Origin of the sequence: Mesorhizobium sp. CA15 (assembly GCF_020165215.1) — a bacterium.
Lineage (GTDB): Bacteria > Pseudomonadota > Alphaproteobacteria > Rhizobiales > Rhizobiaceae > Mesorhizobium.
The window spans coordinates 46,446-70,949 of sequence record NZ_JAIUHQ010000001.1 but is presented as its reverse complement, the minus strand read 5'-3'; the positions used below and the strand labels follow the sequence as shown (position 1 = coordinate 70,949).

The 24,504-nt window shown below is 62.9% G+C and carries 29 protein-coding genes and 1 pseudogene; 2 read left to right on the top strand and 28 right to left on the bottom strand.

Features of this window, described 5'->3' with window-relative positions; all coding sequences use genetic code 11:
• The first annotated feature begins 24 nt into the window (after positions 1–24).
• Positions 25–234, top strand: coding sequence for a hypothetical protein (locus tag LB515_RS00425; RefSeq protein WP_224706422.1), 210 nt, complete (start codon positions 25–27; stop codon positions 232–234).
• Between the two features lie 131 nt (positions 235–365).
• Here the strand turns inward: LB515_RS00425 and LB515_RS00420 are convergent, their stop codons facing one another.
• Positions 366–1,403, bottom strand: a complete 1,038-nt coding sequence (locus LB515_RS00420) for a glutamine synthetase beta-grasp domain-containing protein (protein WP_095765491.1) — start codon at positions 1,401–1,403, stop codon at positions 366–368.
• A gap of 310 nt (positions 1,404–1,713) precedes the next feature.
• Here LB515_RS00420 and LB515_RS00415 point away from each other — a divergent pair, with 310 nt between their 5' ends.
• On the top strand, positions 1,714–1,908 hold the full coding sequence (locus LB515_RS00415) for a DUF2735 domain-containing protein (RefSeq protein WP_224530070.1): 195 nt from the start codon (positions 1,714–1,716) through the stop codon (positions 1,906–1,908).
• A gap of 86 nt (positions 1,909–1,994) precedes the next feature.
• On the opposite strand, the gene LB515_RS00410 is transcribed toward LB515_RS00415, so the two are convergent.
• The 27 genes and pseudogenes from LB515_RS00410 to rplN form a co-directional block, all read right to left on the bottom strand.
• On the bottom strand, positions 1,995–3,884 hold the full coding sequence (locus LB515_RS00410; RefSeq protein ID WP_224706421.1) for an MFS transporter: 1,890 nt from the start codon (positions 3,882–3,884) through the stop codon (positions 1,995–1,997).
• Positions 3,885–4,165: 281 nt separating this feature from the next.
• The gene (locus tag LB515_RS00405; RefSeq protein ID WP_224706420.1) at positions 4,166–4,630 is read right to left on the bottom strand and encodes a cupin domain-containing protein; all 465 of its coding nucleotides are present in this window, start codon (positions 4,628–4,630) and stop codon (positions 4,166–4,168) included.
• Positions 4,631–4,743: 113 nt separating this feature from the next.
• Positions 4,744–5,535, bottom strand: a complete 792-nt coding sequence (locus LB515_RS00400; protein ID WP_224706419.1) for an ATP12 family chaperone protein — start codon at positions 5,533–5,535, stop codon at positions 4,744–4,746.
• 103 nt (positions 5,536–5,638) lie between these two features.
• Entirely contained in the window at positions 5,639–6,514 is an 876-nt protein-coding gene (locus LB515_RS00395) for a DMT family transporter (protein WP_224706752.1), read from the bottom strand.
• Positions 6,515–6,557: 43 nt separating this feature from the next.
• The gene (locus LB515_RS00390) at positions 6,558–7,538 is read right to left on the bottom strand and encodes an RluA family pseudouridine synthase (protein ID WP_224706418.1); all 981 of its coding nucleotides are present in this window, start codon (positions 7,536–7,538) and stop codon (positions 6,558–6,560) included.
• Between the two features lie 101 nt (positions 7,539–7,639).
• Positions 7,640–8,002 (bottom strand): DUF779 domain-containing protein, encoded by a 363-nt coding sequence (locus LB515_RS00385; RefSeq protein WP_224638982.1) that lies wholly within the window; start codon positions 8,000–8,002, stop codon positions 7,640–7,642.
• 64 nt (positions 8,003–8,066) lie between these two features.
• On the bottom strand, positions 8,067–9,584 hold the full coding sequence (gene adh / locus LB515_RS00380) for an aldehyde dehydrogenase (RefSeq protein ID WP_224706417.1): 1,518 nt from the start codon (positions 9,582–9,584) through the stop codon (positions 8,067–8,069).
• Positions 9,585–9,732: 148 nt separating this feature from the next.
• Positions 9,733–10,689, bottom strand: a pseudogene (locus tag LB515_RS00375) (GAF domain-containing protein); the annotation flags it as partial.
• 242 nt (positions 10,690–10,931) lie between these two features.
• Positions 10,932–11,759 carry an aspartyl/asparaginyl beta-hydroxylase domain-containing protein gene (locus LB515_RS00370; RefSeq protein ID WP_224706416.1) on the bottom strand — a complete coding sequence of 276 codons (828 nt, stop codon included), beginning with the start codon at positions 11,757–11,759 and terminating at the stop codon, positions 10,932–10,934.
• Between the two features lie 169 nt (positions 11,760–11,928).
• Positions 11,929–13,239, bottom strand: a complete 1,311-nt coding sequence (locus LB515_RS00365) for a replication-associated recombination protein A (protein ID WP_224706415.1) — start codon at positions 13,237–13,239, stop codon at positions 11,929–11,931.
• 124 nt (positions 13,240–13,363) lie between these two features.
• Positions 13,364–14,851 carry a DegQ family serine endoprotease gene (locus LB515_RS00360; RefSeq protein WP_224706414.1) on the bottom strand — a complete coding sequence of 496 codons (1,488 nt, stop codon included), beginning with the start codon at positions 14,849–14,851 and terminating at the stop codon, positions 13,364–13,366.
• 191 nt (positions 14,852–15,042) lie between these two features.
• Positions 15,043–15,474, bottom strand: a complete 432-nt coding sequence (gene rplQ, locus LB515_RS00355; protein WP_224706413.1) for a 50S ribosomal protein L17 — start codon at positions 15,472–15,474, stop codon at positions 15,043–15,045.
• 104 nt (positions 15,475–15,578) lie between these two features.
• Positions 15,579–16,589 (bottom strand): DNA-directed RNA polymerase subunit alpha, encoded by a 1,011-nt coding sequence (locus tag LB515_RS00350; RefSeq protein ID WP_027170350.1) that lies wholly within the window; start codon positions 16,587–16,589, stop codon positions 15,579–15,581.
• 99 nt (positions 16,590–16,688) lie between these two features.
• Positions 16,689–17,078, bottom strand: coding sequence for a 30S ribosomal protein S11 (gene rpsK, locus LB515_RS00345; RefSeq protein ID WP_006205444.1), 390 nt, complete (start codon positions 17,076–17,078; stop codon positions 16,689–16,691).
• Positions 17,079–17,204: 126 nt separating this feature from the next.
• Entirely contained in the window at positions 17,205–17,573 is a 369-nt protein-coding gene (rpsM, locus tag LB515_RS00340) for a 30S ribosomal protein S13 (RefSeq protein WP_027170351.1), read from the bottom strand.
• A gap of 232 nt (positions 17,574–17,805) precedes the next feature.
• Positions 17,806–18,396, bottom strand: coding sequence for an adenylate kinase (locus LB515_RS00335; protein ID WP_224706412.1), 591 nt, complete (start codon positions 18,394–18,396; stop codon positions 17,806–17,808).
• Complete coding sequence (gene secY, locus LB515_RS00330; protein ID WP_140678320.1) at positions 18,393–19,733, bottom strand: preprotein translocase subunit SecY; 1,341 nt, start codon at positions 19,731–19,733, stop codon at positions 18,393–18,395. The genes LB515_RS00335 and secY overlap by 4 nt, the downstream gene beginning before the upstream one ends.
• Positions 19,734–19,989: 256 nt before the next feature.
• On the bottom strand, positions 19,990–20,463 hold the full coding sequence (gene rplO / locus LB515_RS00325; RefSeq protein WP_095765506.1) for a 50S ribosomal protein L15: 474 nt from the start codon (positions 20,461–20,463) through the stop codon (positions 19,990–19,992).
• A gap of 22 nt (positions 20,464–20,485) precedes the next feature.
• The gene (rpmD, locus tag LB515_RS00320) at positions 20,486–20,683 is read right to left on the bottom strand and encodes a 50S ribosomal protein L30 (protein WP_027170355.1); all 198 of its coding nucleotides are present in this window, start codon (positions 20,681–20,683) and stop codon (positions 20,486–20,488) included.
• Positions 20,684–20,708: 25 nt separating this feature from the next.
• Positions 20,709–21,272 carry a 30S ribosomal protein S5 gene (gene rpsE / locus LB515_RS00315; RefSeq protein WP_032933400.1) on the bottom strand — a complete coding sequence of 188 codons (564 nt, stop codon included), beginning with the start codon at positions 21,270–21,272 and terminating at the stop codon, positions 20,709–20,711.
• 77 nt (positions 21,273–21,349) lie between these two features.
• The gene (gene rplR / locus LB515_RS00310) at positions 21,350–21,712 is read right to left on the bottom strand and encodes a 50S ribosomal protein L18 (RefSeq protein ID WP_095765507.1); all 363 of its coding nucleotides are present in this window, start codon (positions 21,710–21,712) and stop codon (positions 21,350–21,352) included.
• A 139-nt stretch (positions 21,713–21,851) separates the two neighbouring features.
• Entirely contained in the window at positions 21,852–22,385 is a 534-nt protein-coding gene (rplF, locus tag LB515_RS00305) for a 50S ribosomal protein L6 (protein WP_095765508.1), read from the bottom strand.
• 90 nt (positions 22,386–22,475) lie between these two features.
• Positions 22,476–22,874 carry a 30S ribosomal protein S8 gene (gene rpsH, locus LB515_RS00300; protein WP_066989600.1) on the bottom strand — a complete coding sequence of 133 codons (399 nt, stop codon included), beginning with the start codon at positions 22,872–22,874 and terminating at the stop codon, positions 22,476–22,478.
• A gap of 12 nt (positions 22,875–22,886) precedes the next feature.
• Entirely contained in the window at positions 22,887–23,192 is a 306-nt protein-coding gene (gene rpsN, locus LB515_RS00295; protein WP_042642199.1) for a 30S ribosomal protein S14, read from the bottom strand.
• Positions 23,193–23,218: 26 nt separating this feature from the next.
• Positions 23,219–23,797 (bottom strand): 50S ribosomal protein L5, encoded by a 579-nt coding sequence (gene rplE, locus LB515_RS00290; RefSeq protein ID WP_095765509.1) that lies wholly within the window; start codon positions 23,795–23,797, stop codon positions 23,219–23,221.
• Complete coding sequence (rplX, locus tag LB515_RS00285; protein WP_095765510.1) at positions 23,790–24,104, bottom strand: 50S ribosomal protein L24; 315 nt, start codon at positions 24,102–24,104, stop codon at positions 23,790–23,792. The genes rplE and rplX overlap by 8 nt, the downstream gene beginning before the upstream one ends.
• Positions 24,105–24,116: 12 nt before the next feature.
• Entirely contained in the window at positions 24,117–24,485 is a 369-nt protein-coding gene (gene rplN / locus LB515_RS00280; protein ID WP_006205457.1) for a 50S ribosomal protein L14, read from the bottom strand.
• Between the last annotated feature and the right edge of the window lie 19 nt (positions 24,486–24,504).

Genomic DNA, 24,504 nt, shown 5'->3' with positions numbered 1-24,504 from the left:
TCTGATCGGATAGAAATTCTGCCCTTGGAAGGCATTCCCTTCCAAGGGCTTTTCATTTCTGAAGACGGGCTTTCGAGCCGGCGCGGCGCGTGCCGGCCGGGCTCGCGCACCGGCACCGCCGGCTGCTCGCATTTCTCCGGCGACATCTTCCTCGCCTTGGTCAACAACGACGGGAACCGCACGCCCGCCCTGCCGCACGCCAAGATGGTGGCAGCGCTCAAATCGCGTGCGTGATTGCCGCCTGACGGCGGCAGGCGGACCTGTATTGCCGGCTTACCTCATGCAAAAAGCCCCAGCGGGTTTCCGCTGGGGCTTTTCTAGCGTGCTCATCGCGCCAGGGGCCTGCGCCCTGGCAAGCGAGGAGATCAGGCGGCAGCCGAAACCGCGGCGGTCGAAACCTGCGAGATCGTCTTCAGCACCTGCGAGGCGATCTGGTAGGGGTCGCCCTGCGAGTTCGGGCGACGGTCTTCCAGGTAGCCCTTGTAGTCGTTCTTGACGAAGGAGTGCGGCACGCGGATCGAAGCGCCGCGGTCGGCGACACCGTAGGAGAACTTGTTCCACGGCGCAGTTTCGTGCTTGCCTGTCAGGCGCTTGTCGTTGTCCGGGCCGTAGACCGCGATATGATCCATCAGGTTCTTGTCGAACTGCGCCATCAGCGCCTCGAAATAGGCCTTGCCGCCGACTTCACGCATGTACTTGGTCGAGAAGTTGCAGTGCATGCCCGAGCCGTTCCAGTCGGTGTCGCCGAGCGGCTTGCAGTGGAACTCGATGTCGATGCCGTATTTTTCGGTCAGACGCAGCAGCAGATAGCGCGCCATCCAGATCTGGTCGGCGGCCTTCTTGGAGCCCTTGCCGAAAATCTGGAATTCCCACTGGCCCTTGGCCACTTCGGCGTTGATGCCTTCATGGTTGATGCCGGCGGCGAGGCAAAGGTCGAGATGTTCCTCGACGATCTGGCGGGCGACATCGCCGACGTTCTTGTAGCCAACGCCGGTGTAATACGGACCCTGCGGGGCCGGGTAGCCGCTCTCGGGGAAGCCAAGCGGACGGCCGTCCTTGTAGAAGAAATATTCCTGCTCGAAGCCGAACCAGGCATCCTCGTCGTCGAGGATGGTCGCGCGGCTGTTGGATTCATGCGGGGTGACGCCATCAGGCATCATCACTTCGCACATGACCAGAATACCGTTGGTGCGGGCCGGGTCCGGATAAAGCGCGACCGGCTTCAGCACGCAATCGGAGCTGCGGCCCTCGGCCTGGTTCGTGGAGGAACCATCGAAGCCCCATAGCGGCAGCTGCTCGAGCGTCGGGAACTCGGCGAATTCCTTGATCTGGGTCTTGCCGCGCAAATTGGGGACCGGTGTGTAGCCGTCCAGCCAGATATACTCGAGCTTGTATTTGGTCATTCTAGAGCCTCTCGTTGCTTGATCACCGCCAAATGGTGGCGACGCTCGGCCGGCTCGAGCCGGCCTGCCGACGGTCAAAAAGCAATTCGTATGCCACTCGGCCTTCGCGGGGTGCGGCAAAATGGTCATGGCAACGCGTTGATTTTGTTGAGCCGTCTCAGCAATGCGATTGGATCGTTCAGGCGCCGTTTTTGCTTACAGAATAGGCATTTGCTGATCTTTTTGTAAGCATATTGCCTAAAGGAGTCGCAGGGCATATTTTGATGGGAAGGTGAATCGGTACGCTCCTGAAAAGGCGAGGAGATCGGCAATGCAAGTCACGCCATCGCGGCCGTCGGCAAAAGTCCTGCTGTTCCCGCTCGCAGCACGCAAGTCTGCCTCAAATTTAGGCGCCAAGGCCAAATTCGCGGCAGAACTTGCGGCACTTCGCGGCGAGCACGCCGACTTCGACGGCTGGTACCACGAAGCGGCGATCGAGGAAGAGAACCAGCAGCGCAGGAGCTGAGCTGTCCGCTTTCTTCCAATTGGGCATGAAAAAAGCCCGGCGTGATCGCTCACGCCGGGCCTTCTGTTTGAGCGGGATGACCGAGGTCATTCCTTGGCGTGGAGGTCTGTGCCGAGCGTATCCCTGACGAAGATCATGCCGATGATAAGCGACATTGCCGCGATGATAACCGGGTACCAGAGACCGTAGTAGATATCGCCCTTGTAGGCGCTGAGCGCGAACACCGTGGCCGGCAGCAGACCGCCGAACCAGCCATTGCCAATGTGGTAGGGCAGCGACATGCCGGTGTAGCGAATGCGGGTCGGGAACATCTCGACCAGGATGGCCGCGATCGGCCCATAGACCATGGTCACGAACAGCACCAGGATGAACAGGATGCCGATCGTGAGTGGCCAGTTGATGGCTGCCGGATCGGCAGTCATGGCGAACGGACCGCCGCCCGGGATATTGTAGACGGTGACTTCGGGCGCACCCGCCGCCTCCTCCTTGGTCAGCAGCTTGTCGGCGATCGCCTTGTCGGCCGGAACCGTCGCCTTTTCGCCGCCGCGGATGGCCGCGGCATCGAGCTTGAGTTCGGGATTGGCCGCGATGAAGGCGTCGAGCTTCTGGTCCGGAACCTTGGCCGCGGCGCGCTTCAGCGGATAGCCGCCGTCCCGCAGCGCCATGTTCACCGCTTTCTGGAAGGCCGCCTCCTTGGCCTTGGCCTCATCGCCAGCGGCAACGGCATCATAGGACGCCACCGTCTCGTTGCCGATCTTGACCGTGGCAGCCGTGCCGGGCGCTGCCGTCGCAACGACGTCGTAAGGCACCGAGTTCTTGGTCAGGAACGACGTCGCGATATCACAGGATGTCGTGAACTTCGCCGTGCCGACAGGATTGAACTGGAACTTGCAGTCGCCGGGCGCCGCCGTCACCGTCGCGCGGGTGTTCTGCTGCGCGGTGGCCAGAGCCGGATTGGCGGCCCAGGTCAGAGCCTTGAACAGCGGGAAGGTGCAGACGATGCCCAACGCAAGGCCTGCCATGATGATGGGCTTACGGCCGATCTTGTCCGACAGCCAGCCGAACACGACGAAGAAGATCGAGCCGACGGCCAGCGCGATAGCGATCATGACGTTGACCGACCATGCGTCGACCTTCAGCACGTTCTGCAGGAAGAACAGGGCGTAGAACTGCCCGTTGTACCAGATCACGGCCTGGCCGGCGGTAAGGCCGAGCAGCGCCAGAAGGGCGATCTTGGCGTTCTTCCACTGACCGAAAGCTTCCGTTAACGGCGCCTTGGAGCCCTTACCTTCCTCCTTCATGCGCTGGAAGGTCGGCGACTCCGAAAGAGACAGCCGGATCCAGATCGAGATGGCGAGCAGCAGGAACGAGACGATGAAGGGGATGCGCCAACCCCAACTGGCGTAGGTCTCCTTGCTGAGCGAGCCCTGGACGATCAGGATGACGATCAGCGACAGGAACAGGCCGAGCGTCGCCGTGGTCTGGATCCAGGACGTGTAGTAGCCGCGTCGGTCGTCCGGCGCGTGTTCGGCGACGTAGGTCGCGGCACCGCCATACTCGCCGCCAAGCGCAAGGCCCTGCAGCATGCGCAGCCCGATCAGGATCACGGGCGCCGCGATGCCCCAACTGGCATAGCCGGGCAGCAGGCCCACCAGGAAGGTGGACAGGCCCATGATCGTCATAGTGACGAGGAAGGTGTATTTGCGGCCGACGAGATCGCCGATGCGGCCAAACACGAGCGCGCCGAACGGACGCACAAGGAAGCCGGCGGCAAAGGCCAGCAGCGCGAAGATGTTGCGCGTCGCTTCGGGAATCGCCGGGCTGAAGAAGGTCGAGCCGATGAAGGCGGCCAGCGAGCCGTAGAGATAGAAATCATACCACTCGAAAACGGTACCGAGCGAGGAGGCGAAGATGACCTTCTTCTCCTCCCGCGTCATGCCGCGGCTGGTTCCGCCGGCGGTCGAAGCCATTGCCATTGATATATCCTCCCGTGAGATCCCGTCTGTCCTCGATGGCTGCGCGCCACCGTCCGCGCTCCTGCGAACGCGGACTCAAAAACGCAGCCAACGAAGGAAAAATGACAGAAAGGGCGGGCGAAAGGCACCGCGACGATGGGATTATGACTTTGGTATTAGGTGCGCTGCGAAAGCTGAGTGCAGCACTTGGAGCGGATCATTTCCGGCACTAGGCGGCAAATATCGCCGATCGAATGTGTCTTCTTGGAAAGGAAGCGTTTCTCAAGATGCATGGCCAAGCGTCAGCGATTGATCGCCAACGTCTCGTCGTTGATTATCCCAAGGCGTGCTTCAATCAATGCGATCTCGTCGGGCGCGTCGGCGCCAGAGGCCTCTATCTCCATGAAGAGTTGCTCGAAGCCACCCGGCGTCACTATTGCAAACATCTGCCCGGGCTCGTCGCCAATGTTTCGCCAACTGTGACGCACGTGAGGAGGCAAAACAACGACGGCGCCTGGAGGGGCATCGAATTCCTCGTCACCACATTGGAAATGATAGATCCCGCGTATCACCCGAAAAACCTCGGTCTCTCGGGTGTGAGTGTGAGGGGCCGGGCCTTTCCCGGGTGGGGTGAAAGTTTCCCACATCCCGAATGCGCCGTTCGTCTCGGCGGCAGTGGCATGGATCACAACTTTTGCGCCATGGGGCGCTTTAGCCAGGCGCTCCCTGGCCGGCATTGAGGTTACCGCATTCCGAAAGTCTGACATTGCCGCCCCCCGATTGCGCGGCGAATAATAGCATAGGATCGGTTGCCGGATAGCTGTCAGTGGCCAAGCGGTATTCTGAACGGAACCCGTTGTGCGGCGTTCCTGAAGTTACTTTAGCCCTGCAGCGCCTCGAGCAGGCTGACCGCCGCCATCATGTCGCGCTTGCGCGCCAAGCGGCGCGCCAAGGCCTCCGCATCCTGGCCCCAATGCTCGATCTGCCAATCCTCGTCGACATGGCCGGCGGCCCAGGCTTCCTCGCCGTCGAGCTCACCGAAGTCGACAGCGAGCGCGAGCAGCGCCGAGCCAGTCAGCGCGGTCATGACATGAATGGCGGCCAGCCGCATCGGCTCCGAGCGCTGGCCTAGATGCACGCCGAGGACCGCGATTGTCTCGCGCGGCTGCTCGACATGGATAACGCCTTCGGCAAGGTTGAAGCGTGCGCCGAGATGGCCCCGCGCCCAGTCCAGCACCGGGTCCCAATGCTTGTTCTGGCGATCGACTAGGCCTTGCGGGCCGTCGGCGCGGTAGCAAAGAAGATCGGACGAGGCGAAGCGCAGGATATCCTCCAGCACCGCCTGCGGATCGGAGGCGACGCCGTCGATGGCGGTGTTCACCAGCCGCATGACCGGCATCGTCACGGGATCGATGACTTCGCCTTGCGCGCTGAATTCAGCGGCCACAAGTGCTGCAGCCTTTTCGGTCGGCAGCACCATCACAGTCTTGCCAGGCGTGCGCACCGGGCGGCCGTCGAGATGAACGGCAAAGCCATTCTCGACAGGAACCACCGAAACATCCTTGTAGAAACGTTTCGGCAGCGGCGTCTTCATCTGGATCTGGGCGCGGCGCACAGGATCGGGATCTGAAAGCAGCTTACCGGCTTCGAGGTCTTCGAGGATGTCGCGCATGCCGAACTCCTTAAAGCAATTTGAGGAAAAGTGTGAAGCGGTTTTGCGTCCGCAATCGCGTCAACATAAATCGATAGGGCAGCTTGCCGTTCCGCGAGCTGATCTATGGTGTGGGTTGTCTGCGCGCCGGGCGATTGACGATGATCAGCCCGGCGGCAATCAGGCCGAGCGCCAGGAAAATCCTGGTCGTCGGCAGCTCGCCCAACAGCACCGCGCCGCAAAGGACGCCGAACACCGGCGACAGAAAGGCGAAACTCGACAAGCCGGCCGCCGGATAGCGCGTGAGCAGCCAGAACCACAACACATAGGTGAAGGCGACGATATAGAAAGACTGGAACAGCAGCGCCAGTGTCGGCAGGACGGCAAGCGCTCGAATGGGCGGACCGGCGAAAGGCATCACCAGCAGGCCGACGACGGCGGCGCCGGCCAGCTGATAGAGCAGCAGTTTCTCCGCGCGCGTCTCGACCAGCCTCGATCGTTTGATGACGATGCTTGTCGCTGCCCAGAGAATGCCCGAGCCGAGACTGAGCAGATCGCCGGTCAGTGTCGCGTCGCTGCCGGCAGTGATGCCGTCGGCGAAAACCGCCGCCAGGCCGCAGAAGGCGAGAACAAGGCCACCGAGCTTGCGCGCATTGATACGCTCGCCAAGCAGGAAATGTCCGCCGATCAGCACCCAGAACGGCATGGTGTTGACCAGGAGCGTGTTGCGGGCAACGGTCGTGTATTCGAGCCCGATATAGAGGCAGAGGAACTCGACGCCGAAGAGCACGCCGACGATGATGCCGGCGGACAACGTCCCGTCCGCTTCGAAGAGCTTGATGCCGCGCAGCCGGCACCAGGCGAACACACAGGCTCCCCCGATGAGCGAACGTGCGATCGAGACGAAGACGGGGTCGTAGCCAGCGTATGAGACCTTGGCGGCGACGTAGTTCAGCCCCCAGGAGAAGGTCAACCCGACCATGATGGCCGCCGCGGCCATGTCGACCGCATCGCGGCGATCCAACGCGGGGGCGACAGCCAAGTCAGTCTTCCGCGCTCTGGTCGTCGAAGCCGATCAGGTTCCAGCTCTGGCGCATATGCGGCGGCATCGGCGCCGTGACGTCGATGACGCCGTGGTCCGGATGCGGGATGATGATGCGGCGCGCATGCAGGTGCAGGCGGTTTTGAATGCCGCCCGGGAAATCCCAGTTGGTATCGGCCTCGAAATATTTGGGATCGCCGATGATCGGGCAACCTATGTAGGCGGCGTGAACGCGAAGCTGGTGCGTGCGGCCGGTATAGGGCTCCATCTCCAGCCAGGTCATCGTCTGCGCCGCCTGCTCGATGACACGGTAGTAGGAGACGGCGTGGTCGGCGCCCTTCTCGCCATGCGCAGCCACGCGCACGCGGTCGCCATCTTCCGTCGGCTCCTTGATCAGCCAGGTCGAGATCTTGTCCTCGCGCTTGGGCGGCACGCCCTTGACCAGCGCCCAGTAGGTTTTCTTGGTCTCTCGCGCGCGGAACGCCTCCGACAGCTTCATCGCCGCAAGACGGGTACGGGCAACCACCAGCACGCCGGACGTGTCGCGATCGAGGCGATGGACGAGGCGCGGCTTCTCGCCCTTCTTGTTGCGCCAGGCCTCCAGCATGTCGTCGACATTGCGGGTGATGCCGGAGCCGCCCTGCACGGCGAGCCCCGCCGGCTTGTTGAAGACGAAAACTTTCGGATCCTCATGCAGGAGCATCTTGGCGAGCACGTCGGCATCGCCCTGGTTGCGGATCGAGTGGCCGGTGAGCGGCGCATCGCCCTTCTTATCGACATCGAGCGGCGGAACGCGGACGGACTGGCCGGGCTCCACACGCGTGTCGGCCTTCACCCGGCCGCCATCGACGCGGATTTGCCCCGACCGAAGCAACTTCTGCAGATGGCCGAAGCCGAGGCCCGGATAATGGACCTTGAACCAGCGGTCGAGCCGCATGCCCGCCTCACCGGCCTCAACCGTGATCTGTTCAACACCTGCCATGACTTTGCTTTTCCATTCGAAAGCGGCGCCATAGCACTAAGGCGGACAGGTTGCGAGCCAAAGGCCCAACAAAGCGCGATAATTACCCCAACGTCGTCTGATCAACTGCCCGAAGGCGTAAGCACCGCGCAAACCGTCGAGCGCGTCAGGAAGCGCTTCTCGCGGCCATTGTCGAGCGAGAACATCCCGCCCCTGCCCTTCACCACATCGATGATGAGGTCGGTGTGCTTCCACGCCTCATATTGAGAGGCGCTGATATAGACCGGCGTATCGCCGATTTCGCCCAATTTCACGTCATTGTCGCCGATCATGAACTCGCCACGCGGGTAGCACATCGGCGAGGAGCCGTCGCAGCAGCCGCCGGACTGATGGAACAGAACCGGGCCGTGATCGGCGATGATCTCGGCAAGCAGCGCCTCGGCCTCCGGCGTGGCCGACACCTTGCCCAATGAAGGCTTATCCATCAAATCCTCCTCGACTGACGGGAGGACGCGGGTGGGCCGCGCCCTCCTCTTCGCCCTGGGAGGATCAGAAGAAGCCGAGCTTCTTCGGGCTGTAGCTGACCAGCATGTTCTTGGTCTGCTGATAGTGGTCGAGCATCATCTTGTGCGTCTCGCGGCCAATGCCGGACTGCTTGTAGCCGCCGAAGGCGGCATGCGCCGGGTAGGCGTGAAAGCAGTTGGTCCAGACACGCCCGGCCTGGATGGCGCGGCCGAAGCGGTAGCAGCGGTTCGCGTCGCGGCTCCAGATGCCGGCGCCGAGGCCGTAGAGGGTGTCGTTGGCGATCGACAGCGCCTCGTCATCGTCCTTGAAGGTCGTCACGGACACGACGGGTCCAAAGATCTCCTCCTGGAAGATGCGCATCTTGTTGTTGCCCTTGAACACTGTCGGCTTGACGTAGTAGCCGCCGGCGAGATCGCCCGGCAGATGGTTCCGCTCGCCGCCGGTCAAGACTTCGGCGCCTTCCTGGCGGCCGATGTCGAAGTAGGACAGGATCTTTTCCAGCTGCTCGCTCGAGGCCTGCGCGCCGATCATGGTGGCGGGATCGAGCGGATCGCCCTGGACGATCGCCTCGACACGCTTCAGCGCGCGCTCGATGAACTTGTCGTAGATCTTCTCATGTACCAGCGCGCGGCTGGGGCACGTGCAGACCTCGCCCTGGTTGAGCGCGAACATGACGAAGCCCTCGATCGCCTTGTCGAAGAAATCGTCGTCTTCCGCCGTCACATCCTGGAAGAAGATGTTGGGCGACTTGCCGCCAAGCTCGAGCGTCACCGGAATGAGGTTTTGGCTGGCATATTGCGAGATCAGGCGGCCGGTGGTCGTCTCGCCGGTGAAAGCGATCTTGGCGATGCGGTTCGACGAGGCGAGCGGCTTGCCGGCCTCAAGGCCGAAGCCGTTGACGATGTTGAGCACGCCTTCGGGCAAGAGGTCACCGATGAGGTCGGCCCACAGCATGATCGTGGCGGGTGTCTGCTCGGCGGGCTTCAGCACCACGCAATTGCCGGCGGCGAGCGCCGGCGCCAGCTTCCAGACCGCCATCAGCAACGGGAAGTTCCACGGAATGATCTGGCCGACGACACCGAGCGGCTCATGGAAGTGGTAGGCGACGGTGTCGTGGTCGATTTCGGAGATCGAGCCTTCCTGGCTGCGCAGCACGCCGGCGAAATAGCGGAAATGGTCGATGGCCAGAGGCAGGTCGGCGGCGGTCGTCTCGCGGATCGGCTTGCCATTGTCCCAGGTCTCGGCGAGCGCCAGCAGGTCGAGATTGTCTTCCATGCGATCGGCGATGCGGTTGAGGATCAGCGCGCGGGCCGCGGGGCTGGTCTTGCCCCAGGCGTCTTTGGCCTTGTGGGCGGCATCAAGCGCGGCCTCGATGTCATTTGCGTCCGACCGGGCGATTTCGCAGGGCGGCCGGCCGGTGACCGGCGAGATGTTGTCGAAATATCTGCCGGAGAGCGGCGCCGCCCACTTGCCGCCGATGAAGTTGTCGTAGCGCTTGGCGAAAGGAACCTTGGCCGTGCGCGAGAATTCCACCTTGTTCATCACTGCCTCCCAATGAGCACGCCGCGGGATGCGGCGCTATGGGAGGAAGGGTTGCGGATCGGCGTTGGCTTGTCAGCCCGGGGCTGGATGATCGTGGCGCCCGACTGTCGCAGAACTGCGACAGTAGGGTCTGCAATGAAGGAGGGAGGCGAGAGTGGAAGCGCGCCAGCATGCGATGCAGGGTGGCGCGGGAGATGCCGAGGTTCTGCGCGGCGGCCGAGACGTTGCCGCCGGCGCGCGCCAGCGCCCGCTGAACCACACCACGTTCGGCATCGTCCAAATCCTCAGCGGTCTTTGCGCAGTCGCCGAGAATATCGGCGGCAAGCAGTCCTCTCGCCAGCGCTTCCCGCGTTATGCCGAGACCAAGACGGGCAGAGCGCGTCGCGCCGATCACGAGATCATCCGAATCGACCGCTATCAGCGCACCGGCGCTGCGCTCGGTGACGGGTGCGAGCAAGATGCGGGCATCCGAAAACACCATGCGGAAATTTTCCGCTTCGATCCGGCGCGCGGCGTCGCCGACGGCGACCGCGATGAGTTGGACAAAGCCCTCGGTCAGGTCCGACCGGCAGGACGAGACATCGAGCGCCGCCGCCAGATTGCCTTCATGATCATAGACCGGCGCCGTGGTGCAGCTCAGCAGCGTGTTGCGGGAGAAGAAATGCTGATCGCGGTGGATGGTCAGAGCGCGCTGGTCGGCGATGCAGGTGCCGATGCCGTTGGTGCCTTCGCTGTCCTCGCTCCAGACGGTGCCGGTCCACAGGCCCCATTCATCGAATGTCCCGTCGTCCGCGACGGCGCCCCGTCGCTCGACCGGGATGCCGTCTCGATCCGCCAGCATGACGCAGCAGCCGACGCCGCCCACGGCGAGATAGAGCCGATTGAGGCTGGGTTCGGCCGCGCGGATCAACCGCTCCATGCGCTGCCTCGTGAGCCTGAGCTCGCCTTCGGTCAGCCGCCGCGGCGCCGTGCGTGCTGCGGGGTCCAGGCCGTGCAATTGGAGCGACCGCCGCCACGAGGCGACGACCGCCGAGTGGGCTGCGTCGCTCTTGGCGACCGAGGCCTGGACTTGGTCCGCGTGCACGGCTGGTTGCCGTCCGATCAACCTATCCTCCCGGTGAGCGGAACCTCCTGCCGCTCCGTCATCATGCTCGGTAGACTATTCCGCTACCAGTTGCGGGTCAGCTTTCGATAGAACGCCGGCCGGAACGCGTATTTGATCTTGCGCAATTCCCGACGAAAAATCGCTACGCGTGTCCTGGAGCCGCGCTGGAGTCCTAAAGGTCGCGGTTCGTCCGCGCCATTGGACGTTGGTTTAAGGCCAATTGAGGCGAGGTTCGGCCGTGGTCAGTTGGCGGCCGCCTTCGGCTTCGACGAGCCGATCATCTTCCAGTTCTTGTAGAAGACAGAATTGATACGCTCCACGCTGACGGAGACGATGGCGAGAAGGCCAGCGATCAGCCTGGGAAACGGAGACGGCCGGATGATATCGATGAAGACGCAGTAGCGGCGGCCGTCATATTCGTTGACCGAGCGGTGGAACAGGGTGTCGTCGAAGATGAACAGCGGATTGTCGTACCAGTAGTTCTTCTTGCTGCCGCACTGGACGAATATCTCGGCCTTGACCGGTATCAGATTGTAGAGGATGCGCAGGCTGAGCCGGAGCGGACCGAAATGCCAGGACGTCGATTCGCGCTTGCTGAAAACGGATACCGCGATCGTCTTGATGTATTTGTAGTCCTTGTTGAATTCAGGAACATTGTCGATCTTGTGCTTGCCGTACCACTGGTAGACATACATGCCGCGCCGGCCGGCGCCGAAATTGGCGTCGATGTCGGCGATGATCTCGTCCTTGCGCGCCTTGAAGACGCCCAGCACCTCGTTGATCTCGCGCTGATAGTCCTCGGGGAACTGCTCGGGCTTCCAGACGCCGGGGTTGCGGTAGCAGAGAAGGTCGACGATCAGGTTGAACGGCGCCAACAGCCAGGTGAACAGGCCGTTGCCGAGGAAATAGCGCTCGAACAGGTTCCGGTTCTTCTGGTCGTTGCGCATGACATCGATCAGACCGCAGACGACCCAGATCGCGGTCAGGATCGGTATGAAATAGAAGGCGAGCGCGAGAACCACGACGGCGATGGCGGCCTTACGGAGCGTCTTGACAGTTTGCTTTGTCATTGTCATTCGCGCGGGAGCGCGATCCTGTTCCATGGGACAAAATCACGGCGACCCCCGCCAGCCGTGCGTCTTGATAGGATTTTTTGTTCCCCGGCACAATGCCGCAGCAGGTGTGATCCACCACGACGCGGCTTCGCGTCGAAGCGGGCCGACCGCCGGGCCGTGCAACTCAGCTGTTCCGTTCGCTGCGCAGCTTTGCCCAGTATTCCAGCCGCTTACGGATATCGCGCTCGAAACCGCGTTCCGGCGGATCGTAGAAAGTGCGCCGGCCCATCTTCTCCGGAAAATAGTCCTGGCCTGAAAACGCCTCCGGCTCGTCATGGTCGTAGCGATAGCCGGCGCCGTAATCCTCCTGCTTCATCAGCTTGGTCGGCGCGTTGAGGATGTGCTTGGGCGGCAGCAGCGAGCCGAACTCCTTGGCTGCCGCGGTCGCGGCCTTGAAGGCAGTGTAGACCGCGTTCGATTTCGGCGCCGTGGCGAGATAAACGGCGGCCTGGGCGAAGGCGAGCTCGCCCTCGGGCGAGCCAAGATAGTCATAGGCGTCCTTGGCCGCATTGGCGACGACAAGCGCCTGAGGATCGGCGAGCCCGATATCCTCTATCGCCATGCGCACCAGCCGGCGGCCAAGATAGAGCGGATCCTCGCCGGCATCGAACATGCGGGCAAGATAGTAGAGCGCCGCATCCGGATCGGAGCCGCGCACCGATTTATGCAACGCCGAGATCAGATTGTAATGGCCGTCCTGGCCCTTGTCGTAGATCGGCGCTCGGCGCTGGATGACGCGTTGCAGGCCTTCCGGGCCGAACACCTCGCCTTTCTTGGCGGCGCGCCAGACTTCCTCGGCCAGCGTCAGCGAGGCGCGGCCGTCGCCATCCGCCATGCGGATCAGCATCGCGCGCGCCTCTTCGTCGAGTGGCAGCGCCCTGCCCTCGGTCTCTTCCGCCCGGGCCAGAAGCTTGGCGATGCTGTCCTCGCCCAGCGAGCGGAACACCAGCACACGCGCGCGCGACAGAAGCGCTGCATTGAGCTCAAAGGACGGGTTCTCCGTCGTGGCGCCGACCAGCACCACCGTGCCGTCTTCCATCACCGGCAAAAAACCGTCCTGCTGGGCGCGGTTGAAGCGATGGATCTCGTCGACGAAGAGCAGCGTCTGGCGGCCGTTGGCGCGCCTCAGCTTCGCCGCCTCGAACACTTTCTTGAGGTCGGCTACGCCGGAAAACACGGCCGAGATCTGCTCGAAGGCAAGATTGGTCTCGCCGGCAAGCAGCCGCGCCACCGTCGTCTTGCCGGTGCCGGGCGGACCCCAGAAGATCATCGAGCCGAGCGAACCCGAATCGATCAGCCTGGTTAGCGCGCCGTCAGGTCCGGTCAGATGCTCTTGCCCCACGACCTCGCCGAGGTTTTTTGGGCGCAGCCGGTCGGCCAGCGGCCGCCCGGGCGGCGCCTTCTGCGGCTCATCGGAACTGAACAGATCGGCCATGCAAGTCTTTTGGTTTGAAATGCGATTCCGCTCGTTTGAGAGCATGATTTTGCCCGAACACCGGTTCCGCTTTTCGCTACGCGGACCTTCGGTTCGGGATCATGCTCTAAATGGGCAGATCGCCTCAATAACGCAACACCTGGCGCAGTATCTGCCCGCCGCGCTCGACCGTAAAGCGCCACCAGCGCGTGTCCTGCTGGGCAACCTGCGCCAGTGTTGTCGCGGTCTCGATAGTGGTTCCGTTCACCTCACGCACGATGTCGCCGGGCTGGAAGCCGAAATCGGCAGCCGGCGAATCGCGGCTGATATCGATGACGGTGACGCCCTTGAGGTCGGTGCGAAGGCCAAGCCGCTGGGCAAGCCTGGGCGACAGTTCCGCGACCTTGGCGCCGGAAAAGGGACTGCGACCACGCAAGGTGACCTCGCTGGGCTTGGCGCCTTCCGGCGCGCGCTCCAGCGCGATTTCCAGCGTCGCCTGCTGCCCCTTGCTCAGCACGGCGAACGTCGCCTTGGTGCCGATCGACAGCGTCGCCATGCGGTAGTCGAGCGCCTCGATGCTTTCGACCGGCGTGTTGTTGAGCGACAGGATGACGTCGCCAGGCTTCAGACCGACCTTGCCGGCAGGCCCGGCTGCGTCCACGGACGACACCAAGGCACCGGTCGGCTTGTCCATGCCGAGCGATTCCGCGATCTGCGGGGTTACCATTTCGAATTCTGCGCCGATATAAGGACGCTCGAAGAAGTCGAGCCCGGCCTTGGCGGCGTCGGCGAAGGCGCGCACCATATTCGAAGGAATGGCGAAGCCGATGCCGATCGAACCGCCGCTGCGGCTGTAGATCGCCGTGTTGATGCCGACCAGCTGACCGCCCATGTTGATCAGCGCGCCGCCGGAGTTGCCGGGATTGATGGCGGCATCGGTCTGGATGAAATAGCCCGAATCCGAAACCCCGATATGGCTGCGGGCGAGCGCCGAGACAATGCCGCTGGTGGTGGTCTGGCCGACACCGAACGGATTGCCGATGGCAAGCACTAGGTCGCCGACCTCAAGCGCGTCGGAATCGCCGATGGCGATCACCGGAAACGGCTTGTCGGCCGATATCTTGAGCACGGCGAGATCGAGCGTCTCGTCCTTGAGCATGACCTTGGAGGTGAACTCGCGCCCGTCGGCGGTCGCGACCTTCACCTCGTCGGCGTCCTTGATGACGTGGAAGTTGGTGACGATCACGCCGCTCGGATCGACCAGCACGCCGGAGCCCAGCGAGGACTGCGCGCGCGGCTGGGCACGGCCGAAGAACTCCTCGAAGAAGGGATCGCCTTCGAAGGGCGAGGTCACCTTGGCGGTCTGCGAGGCATAGACATTGACGACGGCCGGCGCCGTCTGCTTGACCAGGGGCGCGAAGGAGAGCTGCACCTCCTCGCGGCCGAACGGCACGCGCTTGTCGGGACCGGACGTGCCGTTCTCGCCCTCGACGCCATGCAAGAGATCGGTCAGCACGTCGGAGAGGCCAGGATCGGCCGGCTTGGCGGCATCCTCGGCAAAAGCCTGTCTTGCGGCCGGTGCCGCGGCGAAGACCGCCAGCGCGGCAACAAGAAACAGTCGTTTGAGGTGCATTCTCGAATCCCTCCAGATAGGGTCCATTGTCCCGACGATTGTGCAGAATGAAAGGCTAATGCACACAAATGCGACACTTGTCGCGCAAAAGCGTGAAGCTGGAAGTGAAATTCCGCGCCCGGCTCAAACCTCTTCCAAACGCAAAAAGGGGCCCGCAGGCCCCTTGAAGTCATTGATGAAAAAGCTTGGCCTCAGGCGGCCGCGGCTTCCTCGTTGACGCCCTCTGCCTCGATGCGGGCGCGGTCGGCGGCGCCCTTGGCCGAGGTGTCGCGATCGACGAATTCGATGACCGCCATCGCGGCATTGTCGCCCTTGCGGAAGCCCGCCTTCATGATGCGCAGATAGCCGCCATTGCGGGTGGCGTAGCGCGGAGCGATGGTCTCGAACAGGCGCTTGACGACGCCTTCATTGCCGATCTGCGCGATCACCTGGCGGCGGGCGTGCAGGTCGCCGCGCTTGCCGAGCGTCACCAGCTTCTCGACGATCGGACGCAGGTCCTTCGCCTTCGGCAAGGTGGTGACGATCTGCTCGTGCTCGATCAGCGAGACGGCGAGATTGGCGAACATCGACTTGCGGTGGCTGATGCTGCGGGCGAAACGACGGCCTTTGAAACCGTGGCGCATGGCTCTTTTCCTTCTTCAGTTGTTCAAGAGGCCACGGCCTCTGATGGTTTTCCGCATGACCGTCGGATCGAGCGGCTCTCGCCGCCGATCCTTGGAATTCATGCTCAATATTGGTCTTCGTAACGCTTGGCGAGGTCTTCGATGTTTTCCGGCGGCCAGTCCGGCACTTCCATGCCGAGATGGAGGCCCATGGCCGCCAGCACTTCCTTGATCTCGTTCAGCGACTTGCGGCCGAAGTTCGGGGTGCGCAGCATCTCGGCTTCGGTCTTCTGGATCAGGTCGCCGATATAGACGATGTTGTCGTTCTTCAGGCAGTTGGCCGAACGCACCGAAAGCTCGAGCTCGTCGACCTTCTTGAGCAGCGCCGGGTTGAAGGCGAGCTCGGTGACGGCCTCGGTGGCGACTTCCTTCTGCGGCTCGTCGAAGTTGACGAACAGGCCAAGCTGGTCCTGCAGGATGCGGGCGGCGAAAGCGACCGCGTCCTCGCCCGAGATCGAGCCGTTGGTCTCGATCGTCATGGTCAGCTTGTCATAGTCGAGAACCTGGCCCTCGCGGGTGTTCTCGACCTTGTAGGAGACCTTCTTGACCGGCGAATAGAGGCTGTCGACCGGGATCAGCCCGATCGGCGCGTCCTCGGCGCGGTTGCGCTCGGCCGGCACATAGCCCTTGCCGGTGTCGACGGTGAACTCCATGCGGATCTCGGCGCCCTCGTCCAGCGTGCAGATCACGTGGTCGGGGTTGAGGATCTCGACGTCGCCGACCGTCTGGATGTCGCCGGCGAGCACGGCGCCCGGGCCCTGCTTGCGCACGACCATGCGCTTGGGGCCATCGCCTTCCATGCGGATGGCTATTTCCTTGATGTTGAGCACGATGTCGGTCACGTCCTCGCGCACGCCGGCGATGGACGAGAATTCATGCAGCACGCCGTCGATCTGCACGGCGGTCACAGCCGCGCCGCGCAGCGAAGACAGAAGCACGCGCCGCAGCGCGTTGCCCAGCGTCAGGCCAAAGCCGCGTTCGAGCGGCTCGGCCACCAGCGTGGTCAGCGTCTTCTTCTTCGACGAGAACTCGATCTTGTTCGGCTTGATCAGTTCCTGCCAGTTTTTCTGGATCATAAAAGTCTTCCTTCCTTTGCCCCGCCACCATCCAATCGTGGCGGGCGACACGGAAAACCGCGGAGGAACGCCTTGGCGTTCGCGCGGCGTTTAAAAAAATCAGACGCGGCGCTTCTTGCGCGGACGGCAGCCATTGTGCGGGATCGGCGTCACGTCACGGATCGAGGTGATGGTGAAGCCCGCCGCCTGCAGCGCGCGGAGCGCCGATTCACGACCGGAGCCGGGTCCGCAGACCTCGACCTCGAGCATGCGCATGCCGTGTTCCTGGGCCTTCTTGGCGACGTCCTCGGCAGCCATCTGGGCTGCGAACGGGGTCGACTTGCGCGACCCCTTGAACCCTTGCGCACCGGCCGACGACCAGGCAATCGAATTGCCCTGCGCGTCGGTGATGGTGATCATGGTGTTGTTGAAGGTCGAATTGACGTGGGCAACGCCCGACGAAATGTTCTTGCGTTCGCGACGGCGAACACGAGCGGCTTCCTTGGCCATGGTATTCCTTTCAGTTGATCTCTACACCGCCGTAATGCCAGCGGCTCCACCTTGGAAAGCGAGTAGTGAGTAGGGAATAGCGAATAGGGTCCCCTACTCGCTAACCGCTGCTCGCTATTCGCTCAATTACTTCTTCTTGCCGGCGATCGCCTTGGCCGGGCCCTTGCGGGTGCGGGCGTTGGTATGCGTGCGCTGGCCGCGGACCGGCAGCGAGCGACGGTGACGCAGGCCGCGGTAGCAGCCAAGATCCATGAGCCGCTTGATGTTCATCGAGACTTCGCGGCGCAGGTCGCCTTCGACCTGGTAGTCGCGGTCGATCGTCTCGCGGATCTGCAGCACTTCCGCGTCGGTCAGCTGGTTGACGCGGCGGTCCGCTGGGATGCCGACCTTGTCGACGATCTCCTGGGCAAACTTCTTGCCGATGCCGTGAATGTACTGAAGCGCGATGACGACGCGCTTGTTGGTCGGAATGTTGACGCCGGCTATACGAGCCATTTTCTTCTCTTTCTCCATTTGGGCCGGACGAGCCGGCGCTGTCGAAGTTGCCCCGCGTCCGGTGGAGGCCGGCCCTTGCGGGAGTTTCCTGGTTCAAAGCGGATGCCTTGCCCGCAAGGGCAAGCAAAGTCCATGCCTGATAGGAAGACGGGCCGCCATACCCCAACGGCCCACTCCAGTCAAGCGCAATCGTTAATCGTCGCCAAGCGCTATCTTTAGTTGTCGGCCCGGTCTACTTCACCGCGGCCGCGAGCACCTTGCCGATCTCGGCGGTCACGGCATCGATACTGGCCATGCCGTCGACAGTCTTGAGCTTGCCCTTGGCGTAGTAGTAGCCGGTCAGCGGCGCCGTCTTCTTGTAGTATTCGCGCAGGCGTTCCTCGAACACCTCCGGATTGTCGTCCTTGCGCACAGGCTGGCCGGTGGCCTTGGCGTCCTCGGCGCGTTTGACGATTCGGCCAACCAGCGCCTTGTCGTCGACGACGAGCTCGATCACGGTGTCGAGCGCTATGCCGCGTTCGCCAAGCATGGCCTCGACCGCGTCGGCCTGGACCAGCGTGCGCGGATAGCCGTCGAGGATGAATCCCTTGGCGCAATCCGGCTGATCGATACGCTCGGCGACGATGGCGTTGACGATCGCATCCGAGACCAGCTCACCGGCATCCATCACCGCCTTGGCACGCTTGCCGACCTCGGTTCCGGCCTGGACGGCGGCACGCAGCATGTCACCCGTCGAGAGCTGGGGGATGCCGTGTTTTTCAACCAGTCTTTGTGCTTGTGTCCCCTTGCCCGCTCCTGGCGGCCCAAGCAAAATCAGCCTCATCTGCTCCTCTTCCCCCCGCGCAACTTCGACTTCTTGATCAGGCCCTCATACTGGTGCGCGATCAGGTGACCCTGAATCTGCGCCACCGTATCGAGCGTGACACTGACCACGATCAGAAGCGATGTGCCACCGAGGTAGAAAGGTACGCCAGTCGCCGAAATCAGGAACTCCGGCAGCAGACAGACCAGCACCAGGTAAATGGCGCCGATGACGGTAATGCGCGTCAGAACATAGTCGATATAGTCGGCGGTGCGCTCGCCCGGACGATAGCCCGGGATGAAGCCGGAGTGCTTCTTGAGCTGGTCGGCCGTGTCCTTCGGGTTGAAGACGATCGCCGTGTAGAAGAAGGCGAAGAAGACGATCATGCCCGCATAGAAGATCATGTAGAGCGGCTGGCCGTGACCGAGCGAGGCGAGGATCGTGCTTGCCCAGGCCGGCAGGTTGGTCGCCTGCGAGAAGCCCGCCACGGTCGCCGGCAGAAGCAGCAGCGAGGACGCGAAGATCGGCGGGATGACGCCGGAGGTGTTGAGCTTCAGCGGCAAATGCGAGGTATCGCCCTGGAACATGCGATTGCCGACCTGGCGCTTCGGATACTGGATGAGCAGGCGCCGCTGCGCGCGTTCGAAGAAGACGATGAGCGCAATGACGATGATGGCCAGCACGATGATCGCGAGGATGAGGCCCGTCGACAGCGCGCCGGTACGGCCGAGTTCCAGCGTGCCGGAGATCGCGCGCGGCAGGCCCGCGACGATGCCGGAGAAGATGATCAGCGAAATGCCGTTGCCGATGCCGCGCGCGGTGATCTGCTCGCCGAGCCACATCAGGAACATGGTGCCGCCGACGAGTGTGACGACTGTCGAGATGCGGAAGAACATGCCGGGATCGTTGACGATGCCGTTGCCGCCCTCGAGGCCGATCGAAATGCCGTAGGCCTGGATCAGCGCCAGGAGCACGGTGCCGTAGCGCGTGTACTGGTTGATGATCTTGCGGCCCTGCTCGCCTTCCTTCTTCAGCGTTTCCAGCGACGGGATGACCGAGGTCATCAGCTGCATGATGATGGAGGCGGAGATGTAGGGCATGATGCCCAGCGCGAAGATCGCCATGCGCTGCACGGCGCCGCCGGCGAACATGTTGAACATGCCGAGCACGCCCTTGCTCTGCGAGGAGAAGGCCTGGGCGAAAGCATCGGGGTTGATGCCGGGAAGCGGGATATAGGTGCCGAGGCGGTAGACGAGCAGCGCGCCGATGGTGAACCAGATGCGCTTCTTGAGATCCTCGGCCTTGGCGAAGGCCGCGAAATTCAGATTGGAGGCTAGTTGTTCTGCAGCCGAGGCCATGCCTGATTCTCCGCTAGAGCATGATGCCGAAAAATGTGGAGCGGTTTTCGGACGACATCATGCTCTACTTCTTTGATTTCCACGTCGCGCTCGATGCCGCAGCTCAGGCGGCGCGTGTCACCGAAGCTCACGAGATAAGCTCGGGACCGTAAACATGCAAGCGGCCGCGTTGACGCGGCCGCCCAATCCACCCGGTCAAGACGCGGTTCAACGGAAAATGCGAAATCATCCCGGTCGGCCGCGCTTCAAATCGCCGTTACTCGGCGGCGGCCGCTTCCGGCAGCTTCACCGAACCGCCGGCCTTCTCGATCTTCTCGATCGCGGCCTTGGAGGCGCCGGCGACGTCGAAGGACAGCTTGGCCTTGAGTTCGCCGTCGGAGAGCACGCGCACGCCGTCCTTGGCGCGGCGGATGACGCCGGCGGCAACCAGGGCCTCGGCCGTCACGGTCGCCTTGGCGTCGAGCTTCTTGGCGTCGACAGCAGCCTGGATGCGGGCCAGCGACACGACCGTGAAGCTCTTGGCGAAGATGTTGTTGAAGCCACGCTTCGGCAGGCGTCGGTAGAGCGGCATCTGACCACCCTCGAAGCCGTTGATGGCAACGCCCGAGCGGGCCTTCTGGCCCTTGACGCCGCGACCGGCGGTCTTGCCCGAGCCGGAACCGATGCCGCGGCCGAGACGCTTCTTGGAGTGCGTCGCGCCGTCCTTGTCACGCAGATCGTTGAGTTTCATGTTTCTTCTCCTGCCCTTCCGTTCAGGCCTCGTCCACGACGCGGACGAGGTGCTGGACGGCGGCGATCATGCCGCGCACCGAAGGGGTATCTTCCAGCGTGCGCCGCTTGTGCATCTTGTTCAGGCCGAGGCCGACCAGCGTCGCGCGCTGCTCCTTCGGCCGGCGGATCGGGGAGCCGATCTGCTCGACGGTGATGGTCTTGGTAGCTTTCTTGGCCATGGTCGAAATCCCTGGTCAGCGTCGACTATTCTTCAGCCGCAACGGCGGTGCCGCGGCGGGCCTGAAGGGTCGAGTACTTGATGCCGCGCGCGGCAGCCACATCCTTCGGATGCATCTGGCTCTTCAGCGCGTCGAAGGTGGCGCGAACCATGTTGTAGGGGTTCGACGAACCCATCGACTTGGCGACCACGTCATGCATGCCGAGCGTCTCGAAGACGGCGCGCATCGGACCGCCGGCGATGATGCCGGTACCTTGCTTGGCGGCGCGCAGCAGAACGCGTCCGGCGCCCCAGCGGCCCTCGACGTCGTGATGCAGCGTGCGGCCCGAACGCAGCGGCACGAAGATCATGTCGCGCTTGGCCGACTCGGTCGCCTTGCGGATCGCTTCCGGCACTTCGCGCGCCTTGCCGTGGCCGAAGCCGACGCGACCCTTCTGGTCGCCGACGACGACGAGAGCGGCAAAACCGAAACGACGGCCGCCCTTCACCACCTTGGCGACGCGGTTGATGTGGACGAGCTTGTCCACCATGCCGTCGTCACGCTCTTCGCGCTCGCGGCCGCGGCCGCCTTCTCTACGTTCCTGTGCCATATCCTGTTCCTTGTTCTTTTCCGGAAGCACGGGTTGCTGTTTGCCGACGCCGCTTTAGGGTCGCCGGCGGCGAAAAATCAGAAGCTGAGACCGCCTTCGCGGGCAGCCTCGGCCAACGCCTTGACGCGGCCGTGATAGATGTACGGGCCGCGGTCGAAGACGACTTCCTTGACGCCGGCCTTGGCGGCACGCTCGGCGATCAGCTTGCCGACAGCGGCCGCGGCTGCGGTGTCGGCGCCGGTCTTGAGCGAACCCTTGAGGTCCTTCTCCAGCGTCGAGGCGGCGGCCAGCGTGTGGCCGTTGGCGTCGTCGATCACCTGGACGTAGATGTTCTTCGAGGTGCGGTGCACCGAAAGCCTCGGACGCTCGCCGGCGACCTTCTTCAACTGGCGGCGCACGCGCTGCGCGCGGCGCTGGATGGTTTCTTTGGGGCTTGCCATAATGTCAGTTCCTTGCCTTCAGAAAACGGGGGCAACCCTGTGCGGTAGGCCAAGCCTCCCGCGGCCGCTCCCCGCGGCGTTACACTTCTGCGGCTTGGCCCTTTTTCGAAAAGTCTGCAACTTCTCGGGGCCAGGCCTATTACTTCTTCTTGCCTTCCTTGCGCACGATGCGCTCGTCGGCATAGCGCACGCCCTTGCCCTTATAGGGCTCGGGACCGCGATATTCGCGGATCTCGGCGGCGACTTGGCCGACCTGCTGCTTATCAATACCCGAGACCGTGATTTCGGTCGGCTTCGGCACCGTGATGGTGATGCCCTGCGGCGTCTGATAGACCACGTCGTGGCTGAAGCCGAGCGCCAGCTGCAGGTTTTTGCCCTGCAACGCCGCGCGATAGCCGACGCCGGTGATCTCGAGCTTCTTCTCGAAGCCGTCCTTCACGCCCTGCAGGATGTTGACGATCTGCGTGCGCGACATGCCCCACTTGGAGCGGGCGGTCTTGGTCTGGTCGCGCGGCTCGACGGAGATCTCGTTGTTCTCCATCTTCACCAGCACTTCGTCGTTCACCACGAACTTCAGCTCGCCCTTGGGGCCCTTCGCCGTCACGGTCTGGCCGTTGACGGACGCGGTCACGCCTTGCGGCAGCGAAACGGGTTTCTTTCCGATACGAGACATTTTGTTGTCCTCGTCACTTCTTTCGTTTCAGGTTCCAGTTCCCGGGCGCGATCCCGAGAACCGAAGCCCATTCATCAATCTCTTGGCCGATCAGAAGATCTGGCAGAGGATTTCGCCGCCGACATTCTGCTCGCGCGCTTCATGGTCGGCCATGACGCCCTTCGGCGTCGAAAGGATGGCGATGCCGAGGCCGTTGGCGACGTGCGGGATCGACTTGGCCGAGACATAGACGCGACGGCCAGGCTTCGAGACGCGCTCGATCTCGCGCACAACCGGGGCGCCGTCGAAATATTTCAGCTCGATCTCGATTTCCGACTTGCCGTTTTCGAAGTCGGTCTGGCTGTAGTCGCGGATATAGCCTTCCGACTTCAGCACTTCGAGGACGCGGGCACGCAGACGCGAGGCCGGGGTCGAAACGCTCGACTTCTTGCGGCCATAGGCGTTGCGGATGCGGGTCAGCATATCGCCGAGAGGATCGCTCAATGACATCTCAGTGTCTCCTTACCAGCTCGACTTGACCAGGCCCGGGATCTGGCCGGTATTGCCCAGATCGCGAAGCGCGATACGCGAAAGCTTCAGCTTGCGATAGTAGGCGCGCGGACGGCCCGTCACCTCGCAGCGATTGCGGATGCGGATCTTGGCCGAGTTGCGCGGCAGCGCCGAAAGCTTCAACTGGGCGCGGAAACGCTCTTCCATCGGCTTGGACTGATCCATGATGATGGCCTTGAGCGCCGTGCGCTTGGCGGCGTACTGGTCGGCGAGCTTGCGGCGCCGGTTGTTCTTCTCGACTGAGCTGGTCTTTGCCATTTCAGATGTTTCCTTTTTCGCTGCCGTTACTGGCGGAAGGGGAAGTTGAAGGCCTTGAGCAGCGCTCTTGCCTCGTCGTCCGTCTTCGCCGTCGTACAAACGATGACGTCCATGCCCCAGACCTGATCAACCTTGTCGTAGTTGATCTCCGGGAACACGATGTGTTCCTTGATGCCCATGGCGTAGTTGCCACGGCCGTCAAAGCTCTTCGGGTTCAGTCCGCGGAAGTCGCGAACGCGCGGCAGCGCGATGTTCACCAGGCGGTCGAGGAACTCGTACATGCGTTCCTTGCGCAGCGTGACCTTGGCGCCGATCGGCATGTTCTCGCGCACCTTGAAGCCGGCAATCGAGTTGCGGGCGCGGGTGACGACGGCCTTCTGGCCCGCGATCAGCGCGAGATCCTCGGCCGCGACCGAGGGCTTCTTGGAATCTGCGGTTGCTTCGCCGACACCCATGTTCAGCACGATCTTGTCGATGCGCGGAACCTGCATGTCATTGTCGTAGCCGAACTGCTCCTGCATCGCCTTGCGGATGGTCTCGTTGTAGACCTTCTTGAGGCGCGGCTCGTTCTTGGCAGTTGCCTGCTTGGTTTCAGCCTTAGCCATTGATGACTTCTCCCGAACGCTTGGCGACGCGCACCTTCTTGCCATCCTTCTGAATGGTGAAGCCGACGCGGGTCGGCTTGCCGTCCTTGGGGTCGGCCAGCGCGATATTCGACAGGTGGATCGGCGCTTCCTTGGTGATGATCCCGGCCTCTTGCGACTGGGTCTGCTTCTGGTGACGGCGAATGAGGTTCACGCCGCGGACGACCGCGGTGTCTTCCTTCGGCTGCACCGACAGGACTTCGCCCGAACGGCCCTTGTCCTTGCCGGCAAGCACGACGACCTTGTCGCCTTTTTTGATCTTTTGCATTGGTCCGGCTCCTTACAGCACTTCAGGCGCGAGCGAGATGATCTTCATGTGGTTCTTGGCGCGCAGCTCGCGCGGAACCGGTCCGAAGATACGGGTGCCGATCGGCTCTTTCTTATTGTCGACGAGAACGGCCGCGTTCTTGTCGAAACGGATCACGCTGCCGTCCGGGCGGCGGATGTCCTTGGCCGTGCGAACCACGACCGCCTTCATCACATCGCCCTTCTTAACGCGGCCGCGCGGAATGGCTTCCTTGATCGACACCACGATGATGTCGCCGACGGAGGCGTATTTCCGCTTCGAGCCGCCCAGCACCTTGATGCACATGACACGACGGGCGCCGGAATTATCCGCGACGTCGAGGTTTGTTTGCATCTGAATCATGACTGGCCGCCTTCTTCTT

Coding starts and splice junctions, on each gene's coding strand:
- LB515_RS00420 (WP_095765491.1), bottom strand. CDS start 1,403: ATGACCAAATACAAGCTCGAGTATATCTGGCTGGACGGCTACACACCG.
- LB515_RS00415 (WP_224530070.1), top strand. CDS start 1,714: ATGCAAGTCACGCCATCGCGGCCGTCGGCAAAAGTCCTGCTGTTCCCG.
- LB515_RS00410 (WP_224706421.1), bottom strand. CDS start 3,884: ATGGCAATGGCTTCGACCGCCGGCGGAACCAGCCGCGGCATGACGCGG.
- LB515_RS00405 (WP_224706420.1), bottom strand. CDS start 4,630: ATGTCAGACTTTCGGAATGCGGTAACCTCAATGCCGGCCAGGGAGCGC.
- LB515_RS00400 (WP_224706419.1), bottom strand. CDS start 5,535: ATGCGCGACATCCTCGAAGACCTCGAAGCCGGTAAGCTGCTTTCAGAT.
- LB515_RS00395 (WP_224706752.1), bottom strand. CDS start 6,514: ATGGCCGCGGCGGCCATCATGGTCGGGTTGACCTTCTCCTGGGGGCTG.
- LB515_RS00390 (WP_224706418.1), bottom strand. CDS start 7,538: ATGGCAGGTGTTGAACAGATCACGGTTGAGGCCGGTGAGGCGGGCATG.
- LB515_RS00385 (WP_224638982.1), bottom strand. CDS start 8,002: ATGGATAAGCCTTCATTGGGCAAGGTGTCGGCCACGCCGGAGGCCGAG.
- adh (WP_224706417.1), bottom strand. CDS start 9,584: ATGAACAAGGTGGAATTCTCGCGCACGGCCAAGGTTCCTTTCGCCAAG.
- LB515_RS00370 (WP_224706416.1), bottom strand. CDS start 11,759: ATGACAAAGCAAACTGTCAAGACGCTCCGTAAGGCCGCCATCGCCGTC.
- LB515_RS00365 (WP_224706415.1), bottom strand. CDS start 13,239: ATGGCCGATCTGTTCAGTTCCGATGAGCCGCAGAAGGCGCCGCCCGGG.
- LB515_RS00360 (WP_224706414.1), bottom strand. CDS start 14,851: ATGCACCTCAAACGACTGTTTCTTGTTGCCGCGCTGGCGGTCTTCGCC.
- rplQ (WP_224706413.1), bottom strand. CDS start 15,474: ATGCGCCACGGTTTCAAAGGCCGTCGTTTCGCCCGCAGCATCAGCCAC.
- LB515_RS00350 (WP_027170350.1), bottom strand. CDS start 16,589: ATGATCCAGAAAAACTGGCAGGAACTGATCAAGCCGAACAAGATCGAG.
- rpsK (WP_006205444.1), bottom strand. CDS start 17,078: ATGGCCAAGGAAGCCGCTCGTGTTCGCCGTCGCGAACGCAAGAACATT.
- rpsM (WP_027170351.1), bottom strand. CDS start 17,573: ATGGCTCGTATAGCCGGCGTCAACATTCCGACCAACAAGCGCGTCGTC.
- LB515_RS00335 (WP_224706412.1), bottom strand. CDS start 18,396: ATGAGGCTGATTTTGCTTGGGCCGCCAGGAGCGGGCAAGGGGACACAA.
- secY (WP_140678320.1), bottom strand. CDS start 19,733: ATGGCCTCGGCTGCAGAACAACTAGCCTCCAATCTGAATTTCGCGGCC.
- rplO (WP_095765506.1), bottom strand. CDS start 20,463: ATGAAACTCAACGATCTGCGTGACAAGGACGGCGCGACGCACTCCAAG.
- rpmD (WP_027170355.1), bottom strand. CDS start 20,683: ATGGCCAAGAAAGCTACCAAGACCATCACCGTCGAGCAGATCGGCTCC.
- rpsE (WP_032933400.1), bottom strand. CDS start 21,272: ATGGCACAGGAACGTAGAGAAGGCGGCCGCGGCCGCGAGCGCGAAGAG.
- rplR (WP_095765507.1), bottom strand. CDS start 21,712: ATGGCAAGCCCCAAAGAAACCATCCAGCGCCGCGCGCAGCGCGTGCGC.
- rplF (WP_095765508.1), bottom strand. CDS start 22,385: ATGTCTCGTATCGGAAAGAAACCCGTTTCGCTGCCGCAAGGCGTGACC.
- rpsH (WP_066989600.1), bottom strand. CDS start 22,874: ATGTCATTGAGCGATCCTCTCGGCGATATGCTGACCCGCATCCGCAAC.
- rpsN (WP_042642199.1), bottom strand. CDS start 23,192: ATGGCAAAGACCAGCTCAGTCGAGAAGAACAACCGGCGCCGCAAGCTC.
- rplE (WP_095765509.1), bottom strand. CDS start 23,797: ATGGCTAAGGCTGAAACCAAGCAGGCAACTGCCAAGAACGAGCCGCGC.
- rplX (WP_095765510.1), bottom strand. CDS start 24,104: ATGCAAAAGATCAAAAAAGGCGACAAGGTCGTCGTGCTTGCCGGCAAG.
- rplN (WP_006205457.1), bottom strand. CDS start 24,485: ATGATTCAGATGCAAACAAACCTCGACGTCGCGGATAATTCCGGCGCC.